Origin of the sequence: Chryseotalea sp. WA131a (genome assembly GCA_025370075.1) — a bacterium.
Taxonomy (GTDB): Bacteria; Bacteroidota; Bacteroidia; order Cytophagales; family Cyclobacteriaceae; genus ELB16-189.
Genome location: CP073016.1, coordinates 2,692,224 through 2,709,454 on the forward strand (window position 1 = coordinate 2,692,224; position 17,231 = coordinate 2,709,454).

Consider the following 17,231-nt stretch of genomic DNA (forward strand, 5'->3'; position numbering starts at 1 on the left):
TTATACGTTGCTATAAAAATCAATAACTTCACCAGTCGCTAAGGTAACGATCGCTTTTTTGTAGCTTGGCTTGCGGCCTGATACGCTAGCTGCTTTAGTGAAACGGGTTTTTGCTTTGCCCAAAACACGCATGGTATTCACGCTTTTCACGTTTACGCCATACATTTTTTCTACGGCATTTTTAATTTCTATTTTGTTGGCTTTTTCATCTACAATAAAGCCATACTTCCCTTTTTCGTTTAAGGCAGAAACTTTTTCAGTAACGAGGGGGCTAACTAAAATACTCATCGCTTCTGTTACTTTAAGAGGTTATTGATTGTGTCAAGTGAGCTTTCTACCAATACCAGCTGCTGTGCATTCATTACATCGAATGTATTGAGTTGTGCAGCAGTAATGATTTTGGTGTTTTGAATGTTTCTTCCGGAGCGAACAACATTGTCGTTAATAGAAGGAAGAACCACGAGTGTCTTTTTATCAGCCAAGGAGAGAGACTTCAACATGGCTGTGTATTGTTTGGTTTTAGGAGCGTCAAAATTGAAATCTTCTAAAACTGAAATGGAATTGTCTTTTGCTTTGTAGGATAGAGCCGACTTGCGCGCCAAATCTTTTACTTTCTTGTTGAGCTTAAAGGAGTAATCTCTAGGCGTAGGTCCGAATACGCGACCACCGCCTTTGAATTGTGGGTTTTTGATGTTACCCGCACGTGCACCACCAGTGCCTTTCTGCTTCTTCAACTTCTTAGAAGAACCTGAAATTTCGTTACGCTGTTTTGATTTGTGCGTACCCTGACGTTGGTTGGCTTGAATGCTCTTTACATCTAAATAAATAGCATGGTCATTTGGCTCAATGCCGAAAACCTCTGGAGAGAGGTTGATTTTTCGGCCGGTACTTTCGCCACTGTATTTTACAACTGCTATGTCCATTACTTTTGAAGGATTATCGTTGAATTCTTTGCGCCTGGAACAGATCCACTCACTAAGATTATATTTTGCTCAGGCATAATCTTAACCACTTTCAAATTGGTCACTTTTACGCGCTCGCCCCCCATGCGGCCAGGCAAACGCTTACCTTTAATAACACGGGCGGCAAACGATGCGTTACCCATTGAACCAGGTGCGCGAAGACGATTATGCTGACCGTGGGTTTGACCACCCACACCAGCAAAGCCATAGCGCTTTACCACACCTTGAAAACCTTTACCTTTTGAAGTACCTACTGCATCGATGAAATCACCTTCTGCAAATACATCCCCTACTTTTACTTCTTTACCTAATTCTGCAACGGTGTCAAATTCAGTCGCGAAATCGCGGAACTCAACAATATTCTTTTTAGGAGTGGTGTTCGCTTTTTTGAAGTGACCGACCATAGCAGAAGAAGTATTCTTCTCTTTCTTTTCGCCAAAGGCCAATTGAATGGCTTTGTAGCCATCCACTTCTTGGCTTCTCACCTGCGTCACTACGCAAGGGCCAGCCTCGATGACTGTAACGGAAACACTCGTTCCGTCTGCGTTAAAAACGCTGGTCATTCCTATTTTCCGTCCAATTATTCCAGGCATGATTGAAACCTTTTTACTTGTTTTTAATTCGATTTGCGGGTTTCCTTCCGCAAAAAGGACTGCAAAGATAGGAACATAAGATTAGTTACCAAGAGGGCAAATGAAAAATTGTGAGGGAATTTGGAAATTAAAGGAGAAGGGGTGCTAATTATGCCTTTCAAATAATTGATATTCAATAATTTAAGATTGACTTTTTTTTATATAACAATTCAATTGTGGCACTTGCGGGCTTCTAAAACTGGAAGGAAAAGCCCCTTTTTGCAAGTTACCTGTTGGCATCTCTACAATCATTGCTTTTTTCATCTCAACACGCTACTTCCTTCTAAAGAGAAGGGTGGAGTTTTTAGAGTTGCCCTTATCTTCATACAAAAAGCCCAATAACCTTATCTATGGATGGCGCACCTCTGTTTATGGTAGGAAGTAAAGCTTTGAATATCTTTACGAAATAATATCCGTGTCGCTATTCCCATCTTATTGGAAAAAAATCCTAACCGTAGGTGGGTTATTGATGTTGCTATTCACCTTAGATGTATCGATGGGTGAATCGTTCATAAACCCTTTCGATTGGATAGGCTCATTGTTTGGTCCTAACGAATCTACTCTAGCAGAAATCGTTTGGCATTTTCGATTGCCCAAAGCCATTACTTGTGTGTTTGCGGGGGCAGCACTGGGCACGGGCGGATTGTTAATGCAAACACTTTTCAGAAATCCGTTGGCCGGCCCCGATGTGCTGGGGCTAAGTTCGGGAGCAAGTTTATTGGTTGCATTGGTGATTATGTTGGGGCAATCCAGCATCAGCATTTTGCAATCTTTCGCTGGCAATCCGTGGAGTTTGGCATTGGCGGCCACCTTGGGCAGTGCTTTCGTGTTTATGTTGGTAATCGCCATTTCACGGTTTGTAAAAGACGATACATCTTTATTGATTATAGGCTTGATGTTGAGCGCAGCTACTACTTCAGTGGTGGGTATGTTGCTTTTTGTTAGCAAAGCTGAAGACTTGCAGCTTTTCATGATTTGGTCACTGGGCAATGTGGGTGGCACGAATTGGAAAGAGATTTTGGTTTTACTGATAGCCGTTGCCATCGGCATCACCATCGCAATCAGCCAAGTCAAATCACTTAATGCCCGACTTTTGGGCGAAACCTATGCGCAAAGTTTAGGCATCGCATTATCTCCATCGCGGTTTTGGCTCGTTGCTTCTACCAGTTTATTGGCAGGAAGTGTTACTGCATTTTGTGGTCCTATTGCTTTTGTTGGATTGGCCGTGCCGCATTTAGTGAAACTGATTGCCCCGACCAGCAATCATAAAATGTTATTACCCTTAGTAATGATGGGTGGTGCGAGTTTGTTGTTGTTTTGTGATATGCTCACCCACTCGGTTGGCTCAACTATTTTGCCGCTCAATGCGGTGACCTCTATTATCGGTGCTCCGTTGGTGATTTGGATGGTAGTGAAGAATAAAAAAGTAAGCAGCTAATGGAAGCGCACAACCTTTCTATCGGCTATCGCAGCAAAACAAAAGACAACATTTTGTTCGAAGGTTTAGATTTGGTGCTGCGGGCAGGTGAATTGGTTTGTTTTATGGGGCCAAATGGGGTTGGAAAATCTACGCTGATGCGCACCTTGGCGGGATTGCAATTGCCCTTGAGCGGAACGCTTGAGAAAGTGAACGAAAAAAATGTGGCGTTGGTATTGACCGAGCGCATTTCGGCCGCTAACATGACAGCCAAGGAATTAGTAGCATTTGGGCGGTACCCCTACCTCGATTGGCGCATTAATCTTTCTCAACAGGATGAACAAATTGTTCATGGGGCAATTGAGCAAGTGCACATTGCAGACTTAGCAGACAAAAAAATCAATGAGCTAAGCGATGGCCAAATGCAAATGGTGATGATAGCAAAAGCCTTGGCACAACAAACTCCCTATTTACTTTTAGACGAACCTACGTCACACCTTGATTTGAACAACCGTGTGGAGATTATGAAGTTGCTTCGTCAATTGGCGCATCAAACAAAAAAGGCCATCTTAATTGCCACACACGAATTGGACCTTGCTTTGCAAATGGCCGATGTAATTTGGCTGGCAACTGCCGACAAAAAAATAATGGCTGGCATGCCGGAAGATTTAGTGCTGAGCGGTGCCTTTGATGCAGTATTTAAATTAAAGGGTTTTGATTTAAAAACGGGTAAAGTGCATCACGAAGCACATCGAAACATATCCATCCGATTGGAAGGCATTGGTTCTACATATCTGTGGACGAAAAATGCATTGGAGCGGAATGGGTATGCGGTGGATGACACTTCTACTTTATTAATCAAAATAGATAACCAGCGATCGAGTTGGGAGTACAATAAAAAATTATTCACCAAACTTGAAACATTGATTAGGCAGTTACCTTAGATTTTCTTTCAATGAAAGCCGCCAAGATGGTTGTATTTCAAAATTTTCCAAACAATAGCTTAGAACTAAGTTGATACCTTATTTTTAGGGTCGTGCAAATCGATATCATGCACACTAAATCCCAAATCGCGAATAACTTTATCCCGAATACTTATTGCTCCAACATAAAGAACTGAGTTAACATCATAACCGCTATTAAAAGCTGCTTGCTCCAACATCAATTTACATTCCTCAAGGTTCTGATAATCTGATACTATACTTATTAGTGATTCTTGCGCTTGATAAGGGTTTTCGGGACCTGAAGCTTTAACTCTTTCTAAAATGTCTTTGTAATATTTGCTAGTGAAATCTGATATTTTAGAAGTCTCAAAAACTCTTAAACCAGCTTCATTGAGAATCAACGGGGAATTTGATTTGCTCAAATGATTTCTCCATAGAGTATCCACCTTAACGGTCATCTGACCAAAACTATATTTTATTTTAGGAACGTCTTTTAAAGTTTCCTCCATAGAATCAATAGATTGGACAATTCTACCCGTTCGAAAAATAAGAAAGGCAGCACTTCCTAATATTGAAACGAAAAGTGCTGCGACAATACCCCAAATAGTCACCCAATCGGAGGTCGATAATTGTAATATTATCATAATCGAAGTTTTCATATGCTATTTACGACATTAATATTCAGTTAGTAAGCATTAACGTGTAAATAAAGAAAGGCGCTCAAATGTAACGTATTTTTTACAAGTTTAGTTTTAATTTATTAATCAAATTCCGTACCGCTAAAAATTACCTCGCCCACTTGCAAAGCTATTTGCTTATTAGCGCTTTAACAAACATTTTCGGGTGCTTCTCGTCCCAATCACTAACGCTCTGAAAAAGATAGGCTGCTTCCAAAAGAGGTGCCTCATCATACAAGTTTCCAATCAGTGTTAAAGAAGTTGGACGACCTTTTTTATCGAAACCAGTTGGAATTGTGATGGCAGGATGGCCTGTTAAATTGGTGGAAAGTGAAATATTCTTTCCGCTAGAGGGTGCAATGATGAAGTCGTAAGGTGCAATCATCGCATTAAACTTCTCGATCAACACTTTTCGAAAACGATTGGCTTGCAAATACTCTACCGCTGAAATAAATCGTGCTTGGCGAAGGGAGTTGGCACGTGAACCCTTATCTTGCTCTGATAACAATCTCTCTTGATGGCTGCGCACCAGCTCATCAAAAAAACTTCCGGCTTCGGCACGTAAAATAATATCGAACGATTCGTAGGGTATCGAGTCGGGCAACTCAACTTCTTTCAAATCAGCCCCTAGGTTTCTAATTGTTTGTAATGTCACCGAATCTATTTTCCTATAGTGAGAAGTGTCTTCGTCAAATAGTTTTTTGAAGTACCCAATTTTAAAATTTTTCAAATCCTTTTTCGGTTCAAAACCAAATGCATAGTCAGCGGTAGCCCGATCCTTTTCTGCCTCGCCATTTTTTCCTTTGATCAATGAAAACACGAGCGCACAATCTTGTGCCGATCGTGCAATCACACCTACTTTGTCCATCGACCATGAAAGCGTCATGCAGCCACCTCGGCTCACGGCTCCAAAGCTTGGTCGCAACCCAGTAACCCCACAGCGCGCAGAGGGAGCCAACACCGAGCCTAGCGTTTCCGTACCAATGGCAAAAGGAACAAGGCCGGCTGCCGTTGCCGAAGCTGACCCTGCTGATGAACCGCTCGCACCTTGCTTTAAATCCCACGGGTTTTTTGTTTTGCCGCCAAACCAAACATCACCTCGTGCCAACGCACCGGTTGTTAACTTGGCGACCAACACCGCACCGGCTTCTTCCAATCGCTGAACGACTGCGGCCTTTTCATTAAACTGCTGCTGTTGATAAGGCTCGGCTCCCCACGTAGTTTTATAGCCGGGCACCGAGAACAAATCTTTTATTCCATAAGGTATGCCGTGCAAAAGGCCTCGATAATTTCCTCTCGAAATCTCGTCATCAGCTTTTGCGGCTTGTTGAAGTGCGAGTAATTCGGTTATGGTGACTACCGTTTTTAACGTATCGCCATACTTTTTTAGTCGCGCTAGGTAAATTTGAGTTAAGCGCGAGGAGGAAATTTTCTTTGCTTTGAGAAGATGAGCCAATTCGGTTACTTTCAAAAAAGCAATCTGTTCATCGGTTGACGGCAAATTTATTTCGTTCTCATCCCAACGACTGATGACGTTTCTTTTTTTAAATTGAAAGTTATCGGGCTTTGGGTCAAACAGCACCGCGGGGGCTACCTCGTTGGCAACTTTGAATTTACGCATGCTATCATAGCCGGCTTTGTTGTCGGCTAGGTAGGTGCGCATTGTATCAATTTCGCTTTTGCTGAATTGCAAGCCAATCAATTTTTGTGCACTTACAACATCTTTGCGTGAGATTTTATTTGGGGCGTGGCAGGCGCTCGCAATTGAAACGAGCAGGAAAAGCAAAGAGCATTTAGAATTTTTTATCATCGAAAACAATTATTCAAACGCCTTTTTAAAAAATTCCTTGAGTTTTTGTTTTTCAGGCAACTGCTTAGTGTTTTTTGAAACCGCTTTAATCACAGTCGGCAAAACATCAAATAAATTCTCCAAGGCATTTTCATCACCCGTGACCAATGCATAAAAACTTGCACCATCAATTTCTCTAATCTTTTCATTCAAAGCGCATTTCTCTCCTTTCTCTTTATCAGACGGTGTAAATTCTCGATTAAACCGTTGGGGCTTTTTAGGAACAATGGCTACATAGTAGGCTGTATAACCTTTGTAGACGCTCGCTTTCTGCATCACTAATTTTTCTAAAGAAGAATACAACTCTGCGAGCTTGCCGCCTGAAATGGTGTTGTACTTATTTTTTATTTCACCAATAACTTTTTTCTCTTCCGAAAGGATGTCCACCACATTTCCTTTTGTAAGATTAGTCCAACCCTTTACACATCCTAAAATATTTTGATGAAACTCACCAACATGATTGAGTAAAGTTTTTTGGGCTTGGCGGGTTTTCTCACTTTCTAGCCATGCGTTGTATTCAATGTCGAATCCGGCCATTTCAAACAGAGTTGAAAATGGGTCAATGACGTTTTTCGTAAAGTCTTTTTGAGCCTTAAGCTGGGCTTCGCTTGCCTTTAATAAAAGGTGCTCTACAGCTCCTTGCAAATGCTTATCATCAATCCAATCTAAGTAAGACATAAGAGAGTTATGATTCTACTTTCTGAAAAGTATGAATTAAACTCTAAAAATCATAAGCTCATAGTTACTTGGTTAAGCGAGGCACGGCTCTCTAAAGAATAATGCTCGTACACTTGATTCAAAAAACGTACAATAGAGTAACCAAGCTCGTGAGCCAAGTTTACTGGCACAGCATTCCCAATTTGTTTATATTGTTGAGCCACCGAACCTGCAAATTGCCAATCATCGGGAAAAGTTTGAATGCGTGCATACTCCCTAACTGTAAAGGGACGGGTTTCATCTGGATGACAGCGCTCAGTTTGTTTTTGAGCCGGACTGCAAGTCAATGTTAAACTTGGCTCATCCCAACTCATCCGCCTTGCCATGCCTGTTTTGCCGCCACCTAAAAAGAAACTTTTTTGCATATACTCCTTTTGAAGTTTAAGGGGCAAATCACGCCAATATCCTCCAGGAGGTACTTTATCCAAAATCTCTTTTTTCCTTTTGGGGTAACTTACACCTAAAGACTTTGGAACATCTACTGGGAAAAGCTCGCTTGCTTGCAGTGCATCTTTGAGCTTATAAATTTTTTTATACGGTTTCGGGAAAGCAAAATCAATATCAATGTCTTTTCGAACGCCTATTAAAATCAATCGTTCGCGCTTTTGAGGAACTCTATAAAAAATTGCTTTCAAAATCTTTTCGTCCAATGGTTTGTACCCAATCTCGTCTAAAATTGATTTCATCCCCGCCAAAGTTCTGCCGCCATCATGATTCAGTAAGCCACGAACATTTTCGCCAACACAAAGCAACGGATTCGTTTCCTTTACCACTCGGGCAAACTCATAAAACAAGGTGCCTCGGGCGTCCTTCAATCCTAGTTTTTTCCCGGCATAACTAAAGGCTTGGCATGGAAATCCTCCCGTCACTACATCAATTTTTCCTTTGTACTCTTTAAAACTCACTTGTCTAATGTCTTCTTCAATCACTCGCCACTTTGGTCTGTTCTTGCGAAGTGTTTCCGCTGCCCAATGGTCAATTTCATTCAGCGCAGCACATTTCAGTCCTGCTTTTTCCAAGCCAATGGCTAAACCGCCAGCTCCGGCAAACAATTCGAGAACGGAATAATGATGACTAGGCTTCTCTTGATTGGATGCCGAGTCTTTATTGAATAAAAATTCTAATTCGTCAAAAATCTTAAGCTGCTCTTTCTTGTAAACTCGATAATTGCTCATGGGCTCGCGAACCGCAGTGAGTTTGCCGCTATTGTCCCATCGCCTGAGGGTTTCTTTACTCTTACCCAACAAATCGGCCACTTCAGAAAGGGTATAATGTTCTTTTATAACCATATTAGTAAAGCTTATACATGGTTACAAATATAAATGAAAGATCGTTATCTCCTACCTCAAAAACCCCTTGAGCACTTGACTATACTCTTTCGATTTATTTACATATGGCATGTGACCTTCCTCACCAAAGTTTACGACTGGTGCTGTTGGATAAAGTTTTTTAAGAGATGCACGCAGCATGGGCGAAATCAAGGGGTCATTGTTGGATTCGATAATCAAGACGGGGATGGTGGTGTTGGCTGCCGGCTTAAATTTATCAATAACACAACTGTATCGTGCCAATAATTGGCTGCGCGAAGTGCGGTAGGTGCCTTCCATCAAGTACGCTTTCAATACTTCATTATTGCCCGAAGGTGGAATTACTTTTTGTTTGATGTTGGTTCTCAATGCTGACATCACCGCCCAGTGCGGTGCGATGCGCATAAGCCAGTGATTGGTTTTGTTTTCTTTTTCAATGATGGTATTGGGAGGAAAGGTATTTCCGAATACAGCTCGCTCCACTCGATTTGGGTAGGTGGCCACCAAGTACTGCGCAAAATATCCACCCAATGAAGTGCCCACGACATTTACCTTTTCAATTTTCTCTTTGTCGAGAATGGCCATCGTAGCTTTACCCATGTCCGCCAGATTATCAACAGGCGGGTAAGTGATGGAAATAATATTGAAACCGTCCTTGAGCGCATCGATTTGGTTCCACCAGATATCGTACGCGCCAGCCATGCCGTGCAAAAACAAAATAGTGCGGTTGCCTTTACCGATCGATAGATACCTCCAGTCTTCTCCATCTACTTCGATTGTAGAAAGTGGTAGGGCGCGCAATTCATACAACTTATCGACTTGCGCTGATGGATAGCCGTGATAAAGTCCATTGAATGTTTTTTGTGGAGAAGGGAAAAAATAAATGATAACAAGGGCTACAGCAACCCAAATCAACCGATAACGATATTTCTTTCGCATTATAGTTTCTCCACCCCCAAGCCTGGTTTTTCAGAACAATACATTACTCCATCTCTCAAAATAAAACCACCTTTCACCACATCGCGAGCAAGATCTAGACTTCCATCTAGGTCAATGTACTTTGTGTTTGAGCACGAAAATGCCAAGTGCAGCGCTGCCGTGATGCTGATGATACTTTCATCATTGCAACCCCAGAATAAATCGATGCCTTCATGCAAACCAATTTCAGCAATCTTTAAGCCTTGACTAATGCCGCCACACTTCATCAATTTAATATTAAAAATGCCCGTGGCCACCGGAGGTTTCACTATTTCCAAAGCACTTTTGGGAGTCAACAATGATTCATCTGCTGCAAGTATTTTTCTGATTTCGGCCGGCAGTTGGCGCATGGAGTCAATCTCCTTAGCGGGAAGGGGCTGTTCAATCAACTCAACATCCAAGTGCTTGGTCTTGTTATAAAACTCAATTGTTTTGGCTAAATCATAACCCTGATTGGCGTCAATGCGGATGGTGAATTTCTTCCCGAACTTTTCACGCAGCTTAACAATGCGCTCGATGTCTTCAGCTAAATCTATTCCCAGTTTTACTTTTAAAACTTTAAAGCCACGTTCTCCATATTCTTGTGCTTCTTTCAACGTTTCTTCCACATTTTTAATTCCGATGGTATTGGAGGTAGGCAACGATTGAATTTTTTGCCCCAGGAATTTTACCAGTGGAACATTCAAGAACTTGGTGAACGCATCGTACATGGCAATGTCGAGGGCAGCACACGCGGCTGGGTTGGCGGGAAATTTTTTCCACACTTCAAAAGTAAGTTGGTTTAGTTCGCGAATATCACGCCCAACTAAAAATTGGATGTTGGCTTCTTTCAACGCAGCTTCGCATTGCTCAAAGCTTTCGCCAGTCACATACTCGCTGGGATTGCCTGCACCTATCCCCGTAAGGCCGTTTTCAAGTTCAATCTCGACAAAAGCATTGTTTACTTCATCGATGGTTTTGAAAGCGATGGTGTAGGGCTTGGTGTTGCCTAAGTCGGCCGACCACGATTTGATGGATTTGATTTTCATTTAAACAAATTTTATTAAAGGCCGCTGGTTCTTTTGCGAATGTATTTCTCATTTCGTTTTGTGTGAACGACTCCTATTATTTTCACCATATTCGCTTCGACAAAATAATATACTCGATATGGAAAGCGCTGCAGCAAAAGAGACCGAATGGAGTCAAAGTTAATTTGGTATATGAAAGGATTCCGTTGCAAAAAATTGGTGGAATTTTTTAGGCTTAGTAAAAACCTGTCCTCAAGCCCTTTCATTTCACTTCTATACCAGACTACAATCTCTCTAATATCCTCTCTAGCTTGTGGGATGAAGTCTAAAAGATACTCAGGGTTCTTTGGCATAACTTACTACTTCATCCCATGAATATGTTTTCTGGTCTCCCGATTTAAAATCTTCAAATCGTTTTAATATCATTTTTTTTTCCGCTTCGGGTATGCGCAAATCTTCAGATGTGGTATCCTCGGCAATGCTGTCCCAAATTGCTTCTACCATCAATATACGCTCTTCAATGCTCAACTGGCGGATTTCTTTAATTGTAGCAATCATAAGGAATTCGGTAAAGACAAATATATGAACCTGTCATATTACACTGGCGAAGTTACGAGAGTTTTTCTAAACCTGCGCTATCGATTTTTCAATCATTTCCTTAAAGATAGGCACTAGTTGTTTAACGGAATCTTCTAGCGGAAGAATAACTGGGATGCCCAACTCTTTTTCTTTCTGTGCAGCCCAAGTACGAGCTTCCTCTTCTTTCATCTTCATCGTGTTCACGGTAATGGCCACCGTGGGCGCACCATAAATTTTTATTAAATCAATTTCGTCTTTTACGTCCACAATGTTCGCAGGATAATCTTCTAAGCCTTTGTACTTTTTGCGAGTAGGATTATGCTGTAACACAGCTGCATTGGCATCGGCCGACACAATCCATTCGGCACCTGCCGGGCCGCTAGGGTTACGTAACGAAGATTGACCTTCGATAAAAATGATATCAGGCTTTACTTCTTCCCAGCAAGTTACAATGGCGTGTTCCATCTCACCCGAAATAAAATCATTGAGCGTGCTATCGAAAACAAATCCATAACGTGCACCTTGCATCCAACCGGTTTGTCCGGTGTAAATCATTTCGGCTTTGTAACCGGCCTCGCGCATAGCTTCCACCAAAAATCGTGAAGTCGTTCGCTTGCCCAACGCACAGTCGGTACCCAACACAGCAATTTTGGGGCAATGCACATTTTTTATTTTGCCACTCCAAAAATGAAGGTCTTTGAATTTTTTAGGTTTGCGCACATCAATAATTTCTAAGCCGCGCGATTTAGCAAAATCCGCTAGCTCAGGAATATCTGAAATGTATTCATGCAATCCGTTGATAAGTCCATAGCCATGAACCAACGCATCTTTCAAAATAGCGCGCAACGAATCGGGAATCACCCCGCCCTTGGTGGCAACGCCAATGATTCCATAAACCGCTTTCTCCTTTGAGTTCTTGCTGAAATCATCAATGGAGGCATAAATAGGAATATTCCGTTTCTTCCCATCCAAAATTTCACCTGCATCCTTACCAGGGTATTTGTCATCGATCACACCAATAATGTTAAATCGCTCAGTGCCACGAATAAGGCCATGAGCTGTTTTTCCGTTTGATGAATCTAAATGGCCAGCCGTGATAATGATCGCATTGGTCTTTTGCATAAATTGATTTGAAAATTTGTTGATTTGAAAATTGAACGCCTTGGCTATCAATCTCGCTTCAAAGTAACAACCGGGGCATCATACTTCAAAATAAACTCGCGCAAATCAGGCCTGTGCTTTCTCTTGCGCTTGAGTTCGTATTGATAGACAGTTTGGCCTAGGTTTTTCATAAACGGATAACCAATCGTTTTGTATTCGTACTTCCCATCGTTGTAAATGCCATCGGTATTGGTATTGATAACGGCCGATAACATAAACTCTACTCCGTTTTCAAAATCAACGATATAAGCATTGTCGATTAAATAGCCGTATGCATCGCCTACTTTATTGAAGATGCGGATGTTTTTGGGAATCGATTTTTTATCTTCGCCAAACATCAAAAACTTGCAATAGGCATCATACATAACGGTGTCTTTTTTATAAGGAGGAGAAAATGTTTCGGTCGGCAATTGGCTCATGTATTGCATCACAAATTTTCGGTCGGCTTCGGTGAGATCAAACCGCTTTTTGGGGTCAACAAAATTGGGGAACAAAATTGCCTTTAGAATTTCTTGTTGTTCAAAAAGTGAATAATCGTTTTTATAAGTAAAGTCAAATGGCTTTCGTATCAAGGTATCCTTCTTAATAAATCCTATTCCTTTGAACACTCTTCTTCGAGGAAAAACCGAGTCCGTATTTACTAACATTGGTTGTTTGTAGATAACCGAATCGTTGCGAATAAAGCGAACCGCCTCCGTATGTCTATTTTGGTCGGGTGAGAGTGGCCGCTCCAACCGATGAAAGAGTTTTACCAAATACCCTTTTTGTTGAAAAGCCTGATTGGTGTGGCGCTGCCCTACAAATTCATATAATCGATTGTATGCATCGTTATCGCTTACCACCAAAATCTTTTTAGCATAATGCGCGATGGTAGGCACAGCTATCCACAGCCGTAGTATCCATTTTTACTGATTGTTGCCCCTCGTAAAGACTATCGTGAAAAATAGGGGTGAACTTGTCTATTTTGATACCCTGCTGCCGTAGGTATTTTATCTTTTCTAGTGCCAACAAGCAGCATAGGGAGCTTTACGGTGCTGGCCGGATAAAAATATTGGTTTGAATCGGCCCGAAAGTAAAAAGACTTAAAGTTTGGCCTGTTTATTGAATCACGGTTGATTTGGGTGTAAATAATCTGAATTTGAAGTGTATCTGCCTTATCCAGAATATTTTGAAAATTCTTGGGGTCTTGCTTCATTAGGTTGGCAAGGAAGTTTTCGTCCTCCACCAGTGCCGGTTGACAAGCAAAAAGCACGAAAAATAGTACTGATAAAAAGACACGCATGGTTAAAATTTTTACGGCCTAAAATAGTTTAAATTTGTAACACATAAACCATTTAAGATATGAAGACTGCAATAATTGTGATGATGAGTTTAATTGCTTCCTCTGGTTTTTCGCAAGGACTAATTGGCACGTGGCAACTAACAGAAGAAAAGACATGCTTTACGGCCTCTTTCGAAAAAAGCGATACTGAAAAAGAGTTGGAGCAATCCATGGGCAAAGGTTCTAAATCAGCCGTGGCCAAGATTATTAAGTTTGATAAAAAAGGAACGGGCGAAGAAGGGATTTTCTCGCAAGGCAAGAAAAAGGGAACGGGGCTAAGTACATTCAAATATTCTGTGAAAGACAAAGAGCTTCAATTGCTTGATGCAAAATCTGGAATCATTACGCAGCGATTTGTGATTGACGAAGTAACGGAGAGTTCGTTGAAAATACACGATGCTGTGAAGGATTGCGAAGTGAAGATTTTTTCGAGGGTAAAGTAGTATATTTGAAGATGGATGAAATTACACAACAAAAGCAAGAACTTGTTCGCATGATTGAATCTGTGAATAATCCAGAAATTCTTGATTCCATTAAGAATTTATTATCTGATGGCGAAAGGGATTTAATGTTAAAACAGAAAATGGTTTTTGGGGCACTTAGGTCTGAAGAGGATTTCAAAGCAGGCAGAGTCTATACACGCGAACAAGTTATAGAACGAACGAACAGGATTTTGGATAAATGAAATTAGTTTATTCTGAATATGCGGTAGAGCAACTTCAGAGAATTTTGGATTTTTTGGTTTACCAACAAGAAATTCCATCGCAAAAAGCACTGGAGATAAGGGATAAGATTTTAGATAAAGCGGATACGATTCTTTCCAACGTTTACGTAGCTCAAAAGGAAGAACTTTTAGAACATCTTCAATTAGCCCATCGTAGACTTATAATTAGTAACTACAAGATTATTTATACAATCAAAACTGACCATATTTTGATTACTGATATTTTTGATACGCGTCAGAACCCTGATAAAATGAAAGGCTGAATGACCGAAACCATCACACCACGCGACATCCGCAAACTCAAGCTCGAAGAACTGAAAGACTTTTTTGTTTCGCAGGGCGATAAAGCCTTTCGTGCGCAACAAGTGTACGATTGGCTTTGGAACAAATCGGCCAAGAGCTTTGAACAAATGACCAACCTCTCGCTGCCCACCCGCGAGCTGTTGAAAAAGCATTTTGTCATCAACCACATTAAGGTTGACAAAATGCAGCGCAGCGAAGACGGCACCATCAAAAATGCCGTGATGCTGCACGATGGAATGATTGTTGAGTCGGTGCTGATTCCCACCGAAAAAAGAATTACTGCTTGCGTCTCTTCGCAAGTCGGTTGCAGCTTGGCCTGTAAGTTTTGTGCTACTGCTCGCTTAAAAAGGCAACGCAATCTAAGCCCTGATGAAATCTACGACCAAGTGGTGGCCATTAAAGAGCAAGCAGAATTATTTTTTGGAAGGCCACTTACCAACATCGTGTTCATGGGCATGGGCGAACCACTGTTGAACTACGCGAATGTGATCGAAGCCATTTCAAAAATCACTAATCAAAAAGGCTTGGGCATGGCCAGCAAACGCATCACCGTTTCTACAGTGGGCGTGGCCAAAATGATTGTGAAAATGGCAGACGATGGCGTGAAATTTAACCTAGCTGTTTCATTGCATGCCGCCATCGACAAAACTCGTTCTTCCATCATGCCCATCAACGATTCTAATCCGTTGGAAGAATTGGGTGAAGCCTTGAAATACTGGTATCAAAAAACAAAAAGCAAAGTCACGTATGAATATGTGGTGTGGAAAGGCGTGAACGACACCGAAGAACATGTCCGCGCATTACTTCGATTTTGCAAATTGGTACCCAGCAAAGTAAACCTGATTGAATACAACCCCATTGATGATGGCGAGTTTCAGCAAGCCTCCGAAGAAGTACTGAATATGTATATGGACTTGCTCGAAAGCAACGGCATCACCTGCCGCGTGCGCAAAAGCCGTGGAAAAGATATTGATGCGGCCTGTGGGCAGTTGGCGAATAAAGGGTAAATAAATTCCAGAATCTAATCAACCATTATTCGTCTGCATTCATCTTATCTTCATATTTTGCGCCCCATGTCCTTTAAGTTGAAATTAATCTTTGCCGTAATTCTAACCGCTACACTTTCGTGGGATGGGCAAGCGCAAAAATTGATTAAGGGAATTGTAGTTGACTCGGCCACGCTCAATAATCTGCAAGGAGTACACGTGATGGTAAAAAGTACAAACCGCGCCACCACTACCAATCAAAATGGGGTGTTCACCATTTTGGCTACTGAAAAAGACACCCTCATTTTTTCATATGTGGGATACGCTAAAGAAAAATTGCCTATTTACTTAGAAGAGGAAACCATGTTTGTGCGTATGCGCGAAGAAAGCATTCTGCTAAAGGAAGTTATTATTAAAGATAGATTTCTCTTGCTAAACGAGCGATATATTACCTCTCCTACCCTGAACAGTTCAAAACCTTTAAAGAGTGCTGGTTTTTCTTCTCAGGGTGGAGTGGGTGTAAATTTCTCCTACTTTTCAAAACAAGAAAAAGAGAAAAGAAAGCTAGGAAAGATAATGGCGGAAAACGAGAAGGCGCGTGTGTACATGGAGATGGTAAATGATCCCGACTTAAAAGATGAAATCATGGCCCGGTACAAAATAGATGAAGCAAAATTTTATGAACTGTTGGCCATCTATAATGAGAAAAATAGAGACATTATGTATTCGTCTAACTCGGGACTGATTCTAAACTCATTGCTTTCTTATTACCAAGAGGCGACTAAAAAAAGTAAGCAGTAAGCAGTTGGCAGTAGGCATTCATTGGTCTAAAAGACGATTACTAAAATTGGCAGCCATTGAAATCTTCTATTCTCGTTAAAATCCTATATTCTAGCTCCGAGCTCCTACATACTTTCATTAAATTCTATAGTCCAAATTCTGACTTCTAACTTCTTCTCTCTACCTTCGCCACATGGAAGAACACTTTAAAAGTTCAGAAAAAGTACGCGACTTTGTAATTGGCATGAGCGATGGGCTCACCGTGCCCTTTGCATTAGCGGCTGGCTTGAGCGGTGCCCTAAGTGCCGAGCCGAACTCCACACAAATAATTATTACTGCAGGCTTGGCAGAAATTGCTGCAGGTTCTATTGCCATGGGATTGGGCGGCTACTTGGCAGGGCGCACTGAAATAGAGCACTATGAAACAGAAGAGAAGCGCGAGTACGATGAGATTGTGCACAAGCACGAAGTAGAAATAAAAGAAACCAAAGAGATTTTTGAAAAGTACGGCATCAGCGATGAACTGCAAGAAAAAATTGCACGGGAGATGGCCAAGCGACCCAAAGAGTGGGTGGATTTTATGATGCGATTTGAGTTAGGTCTTGAAAAACCCGACAAGAACCGGGCGCACCAAAGTGCTTTTATTATCGCCATCAGTTACGTTGTAGGCGGCTTGATTCCATTAAGTGCCTATTTCTTTACCTCCTCAGCCGAAGAAGGTTTATTGTATTCTTCCATCATCACTTTGTTGTGTTTAATTGTATTTGGTTTAACAAAAAGTAAGCTCACGGGGCAGCCCTTATTGAAGGGAACGCTTCGGGTTACGTTGATTGGAGCGGCAGCGGCAGCCGCAGCATTCGCCATTGCGAAGATGATTGCGTAAGACA

The 17,231-nt window shown here is 41.5% G+C and carries 22 protein-coding genes; 8 read left to right on the plus strand and 14 right to left on the minus strand.

Features of this window, described 5'->3' with window-relative positions; translation table 11 throughout:
• Genes rplW through rplC form a run of 3 tightly spaced genes read right to left on the minus strand, consistent with a single transcriptional unit; the run spans position 1 to position 1,555 of the window.
• The gene (gene rplW / locus KA713_12230; protein ID UXE65257.1) at positions 1-288 is read right to left on the minus strand and encodes a 50S ribosomal protein L23; all 288 of its coding nucleotides are present in this window, start codon (positions 286-288) and stop codon (positions 1-3) included.
• Between the two features lie 8 nt (positions 289-296).
• Entirely contained in the window at positions 297-923 is a 627-nt protein-coding gene (rplD, locus tag KA713_12235) for a 50S ribosomal protein L4 (GenBank protein UXE65258.1), read from the minus strand.
• The gene (gene rplC / locus KA713_12240) at positions 923-1,555 is read right to left on the minus strand and encodes a 50S ribosomal protein L3 (GenBank protein ID UXE65259.1); all 633 of its coding nucleotides are present in this window, start codon (positions 1,553-1,555) and stop codon (positions 923-925) included. The genes rplD and rplC overlap by 1 nt, the downstream gene beginning before the upstream one ends.
• A 454-nt stretch (positions 1,556-2,009) precedes the next feature.
• On the opposite strand from rplC, the gene KA713_12245 reads away from it, so the two are divergent.
• Both KA713_12245 and KA713_12250 read left to right on the plus strand, forming a co-directional pair.
• Complete coding sequence (locus KA713_12245; GenBank protein UXE65260.1) at positions 2,010-3,032, plus strand: iron ABC transporter permease; 1,023 nt, start codon at positions 2,010-2,012, stop codon at positions 3,030-3,032.
• Complete coding sequence (locus KA713_12250; protein UXE65261.1) at positions 3,032-3,955, plus strand: ABC transporter ATP-binding protein; 924 nt, start codon at positions 3,032-3,034, stop codon at positions 3,953-3,955. The genes KA713_12245 and KA713_12250 overlap by 1 nt, the downstream gene beginning before the upstream one ends.
• Positions 3,956-4,020: 65 nt before the next feature.
• Here KA713_12250 and KA713_12255 read toward each other — a convergent pair whose 3' ends face one another.
• The 11 genes from KA713_12255 to KA713_12305 form a co-directional block, all read right to left on the minus strand.
• Entirely contained in the window at positions 4,021-4,614 is a 594-nt protein-coding gene (locus tag KA713_12255) for a hypothetical protein (protein UXE65262.1), read from the minus strand.
• Positions 4,615-4,762: 148 nt separating this feature from the next.
• Positions 4,763-6,442 (minus strand): amidase, encoded by a 1,680-nt coding sequence (locus KA713_12260; GenBank protein UXE65263.1) that lies wholly within the window; start codon positions 6,440-6,442, stop codon positions 4,763-4,765.
• A gap of 9 nt (positions 6,443-6,451) precedes the next feature.
• A complete protein-coding gene (locus KA713_12265) occupies positions 6,452-7,159 on the minus strand; it encodes an Eco47II family restriction endonuclease (protein ID UXE65264.1) in 708 nt (235 codons plus the stop codon).
• A gap of 50 nt (positions 7,160-7,209) precedes the next feature.
• Complete coding sequence (gene dcm, locus KA713_12270) at positions 7,210-8,481, minus strand: DNA (cytosine-5-)-methyltransferase (GenBank protein ID UXE69114.1); 1,272 nt, start codon at positions 8,479-8,481, stop codon at positions 7,210-7,212.
• Between the two features lie 57 nt (positions 8,482-8,538).
• Positions 8,539-9,444, minus strand: coding sequence for an alpha/beta hydrolase (locus KA713_12275; GenBank protein ID UXE65265.1), 906 nt, complete (start codon positions 9,442-9,444; stop codon positions 8,539-8,541).
• Positions 9,444-10,511, minus strand: coding sequence for a dipeptide epimerase (locus KA713_12280; protein ID UXE65266.1), 1,068 nt, complete (start codon positions 10,509-10,511; stop codon positions 9,444-9,446). Before KA713_12280 ends, KA713_12275 begins: the two co-directional genes overlap by 1 nt.
• A gap of 14 nt (positions 10,512-10,525) precedes the next feature.
• Positions 10,526-10,843, minus strand: coding sequence for a type II toxin-antitoxin system RelE/ParE family toxin (locus tag KA713_12285; protein UXE65267.1), 318 nt, complete (start codon positions 10,841-10,843; stop codon positions 10,526-10,528).
• The gene (locus tag KA713_12290; GenBank protein UXE65268.1) at positions 10,827-11,048 is read right to left on the minus strand and encodes an addiction module protein; all 222 of its coding nucleotides are present in this window, start codon (positions 11,046-11,048) and stop codon (positions 10,827-10,829) included. Before KA713_12290 ends, KA713_12285 begins: the two co-directional genes overlap by 17 nt.
• A 66-nt stretch (positions 11,049-11,114) precedes the next feature.
• Positions 11,115-12,191, minus strand: coding sequence for a DUF1611 domain-containing protein (locus KA713_12295; protein ID UXE65269.1), 1,077 nt, complete (start codon positions 12,189-12,191; stop codon positions 11,115-11,117).
• 47 nt (positions 12,192-12,238) lie between these two features.
• Positions 12,239-13,108 (minus strand): serine hydrolase, encoded by an 870-nt coding sequence (locus KA713_12300; GenBank protein ID UXE65270.1) that lies wholly within the window; start codon positions 13,106-13,108, stop codon positions 12,239-12,241.
• Positions 13,109-13,161: 53 nt separating this feature from the next.
• On the minus strand, positions 13,162-13,512 hold the full coding sequence (locus tag KA713_12305; protein ID UXE65271.1) for a hypothetical protein: 351 nt from the start codon (positions 13,510-13,512) through the stop codon (positions 13,162-13,164).
• A gap of 59 nt (positions 13,513-13,571) precedes the next feature.
• On the opposite strand from KA713_12305, the gene KA713_12310 reads away from it, so the two are divergent.
• From KA713_12310 to KA713_12335, 6 genes are all read left to right on the plus strand, one after another.
• Positions 13,572-13,994 carry a hypothetical protein gene (locus KA713_12310; protein ID UXE65272.1) on the plus strand — a complete coding sequence of 141 codons (423 nt, stop codon included), beginning with the start codon at positions 13,572-13,574 and terminating at the stop codon, positions 13,992-13,994.
• A gap of 11 nt (positions 13,995-14,005) precedes the next feature.
• On the plus strand, positions 14,006-14,236 hold the full coding sequence (locus KA713_12315) for a hypothetical protein (GenBank protein ID UXE65273.1): 231 nt from the start codon (positions 14,006-14,008) through the stop codon (positions 14,234-14,236).
• On the plus strand, positions 14,233-14,538 hold the full coding sequence (locus tag KA713_12320; GenBank protein UXE65274.1) for a type II toxin-antitoxin system RelE/ParE family toxin: 306 nt from the start codon (positions 14,233-14,235) through the stop codon (positions 14,536-14,538). Before KA713_12315 ends, KA713_12320 begins: the two co-directional genes overlap by 4 nt.
• On the plus strand, positions 14,539-15,585 hold the full coding sequence (gene rlmN, locus KA713_12325; protein UXE65275.1) for a 23S rRNA (adenine(2503)-C(2))-methyltransferase RlmN: 1,047 nt from the start codon (positions 14,539-14,541) through the stop codon (positions 15,583-15,585).
• A gap of 66 nt (positions 15,586-15,651) precedes the next feature.
• Entirely contained in the window at positions 15,652-16,365 is a 714-nt protein-coding gene (locus KA713_12330; protein UXE65276.1) for a carboxypeptidase-like regulatory domain-containing protein, read from the plus strand.
• 172 nt (positions 16,366-16,537) lie between these two features.
• Positions 16,538-17,227: a VIT1/CCC1 transporter family protein gene (locus KA713_12335; GenBank protein ID UXE65277.1), complete on the plus strand. Its 690-nt coding sequence runs from the start codon at positions 16,538-16,540 to the stop codon at positions 17,225-17,227.
• Positions 17,228-17,231 lie beyond the last annotated feature (4 nt).

Coding starts and splice junctions, on each gene's coding strand:
- rplW (UXE65257.1), bottom strand. CDS start 288: ATGAGTATTTTAGTTAGCCCCCTCGTTACTGAAAAAGTTTCTGCCTTA.
- rplD (UXE65258.1), bottom strand. CDS start 923: ATGGACATAGCAGTTGTAAAATACAGTGGCGAAAGTACCGGCCGAAAA.
- rplC (UXE65259.1), bottom strand. CDS start 1,555: ATGCCTGGAATAATTGGACGGAAAATAGGAATGACCAGCGTTTTTAAC.
- KA713_12250 (UXE65261.1), top strand. CDS start 3,032: ATGGAAGCGCACAACCTTTCTATCGGCTATCGCAGCAAAACAAAAGAC.
- KA713_12255 (UXE65262.1), bottom strand. CDS start 4,614: ATGAAAACTTCGATTATGATAATATTACAATTATCGACCTCCGATTGG.
- KA713_12260 (UXE65263.1), bottom strand. CDS start 6,442: ATGATAAAAAATTCTAAATGCTCTTTGCTTTTCCTGCTCGTTTCAATT.
- KA713_12265 (UXE65264.1), bottom strand. CDS start 7,159: ATGTCTTACTTAGATTGGATTGATGATAAGCATTTGCAAGGAGCTGTA.
- KA713_12275 (UXE65265.1), bottom strand. CDS start 9,444: ATGCGAAAGAAATATCGTTATCGGTTGATTTGGGTTGCTGTAGCCCTT.
- KA713_12280 (UXE65266.1), bottom strand. CDS start 10,511: ATGAAAATCAAATCCATCAAATCGTGGTCGGCCGACTTAGGCAACACC.
- KA713_12285 (UXE65267.1), bottom strand. CDS start 10,843: ATGCCAAAGAACCCTGAGTATCTTTTAGACTTCATCCCACAAGCTAGA.
- KA713_12290 (UXE65268.1), bottom strand. CDS start 11,048: ATGATTGCTACAATTAAAGAAATCCGCCAGTTGAGCATTGAAGAGCGT.
- KA713_12295 (UXE65269.1), bottom strand. CDS start 12,191: ATGCAAAAGACCAATGCGATCATTATCACGGCTGGCCATTTAGATTCA.
- KA713_12305 (UXE65271.1), bottom strand. CDS start 13,512: ATGCGTGTCTTTTTATCAGTACTATTTTTCGTGCTTTTTGCTTGTCAA.
- KA713_12310 (UXE65272.1), top strand. CDS start 13,572: ATGAAGACTGCAATAATTGTGATGATGAGTTTAATTGCTTCCTCTGGT.
- KA713_12315 (UXE65273.1), top strand. CDS start 14,006: ATGGATGAAATTACACAACAAAAGCAAGAACTTGTTCGCATGATTGAA.
- KA713_12320 (UXE65274.1), top strand. CDS start 14,233: ATGAAATTAGTTTATTCTGAATATGCGGTAGAGCAACTTCAGAGAATT.
- rlmN (UXE65275.1), top strand. CDS start 14,539: ATGACCGAAACCATCACACCACGCGACATCCGCAAACTCAAGCTCGAA.
- KA713_12330 (UXE65276.1), top strand. CDS start 15,652: ATGTCCTTTAAGTTGAAATTAATCTTTGCCGTAATTCTAACCGCTACA.
- KA713_12335 (UXE65277.1), top strand. CDS start 16,538: ATGGAAGAACACTTTAAAAGTTCAGAAAAAGTACGCGACTTTGTAATT.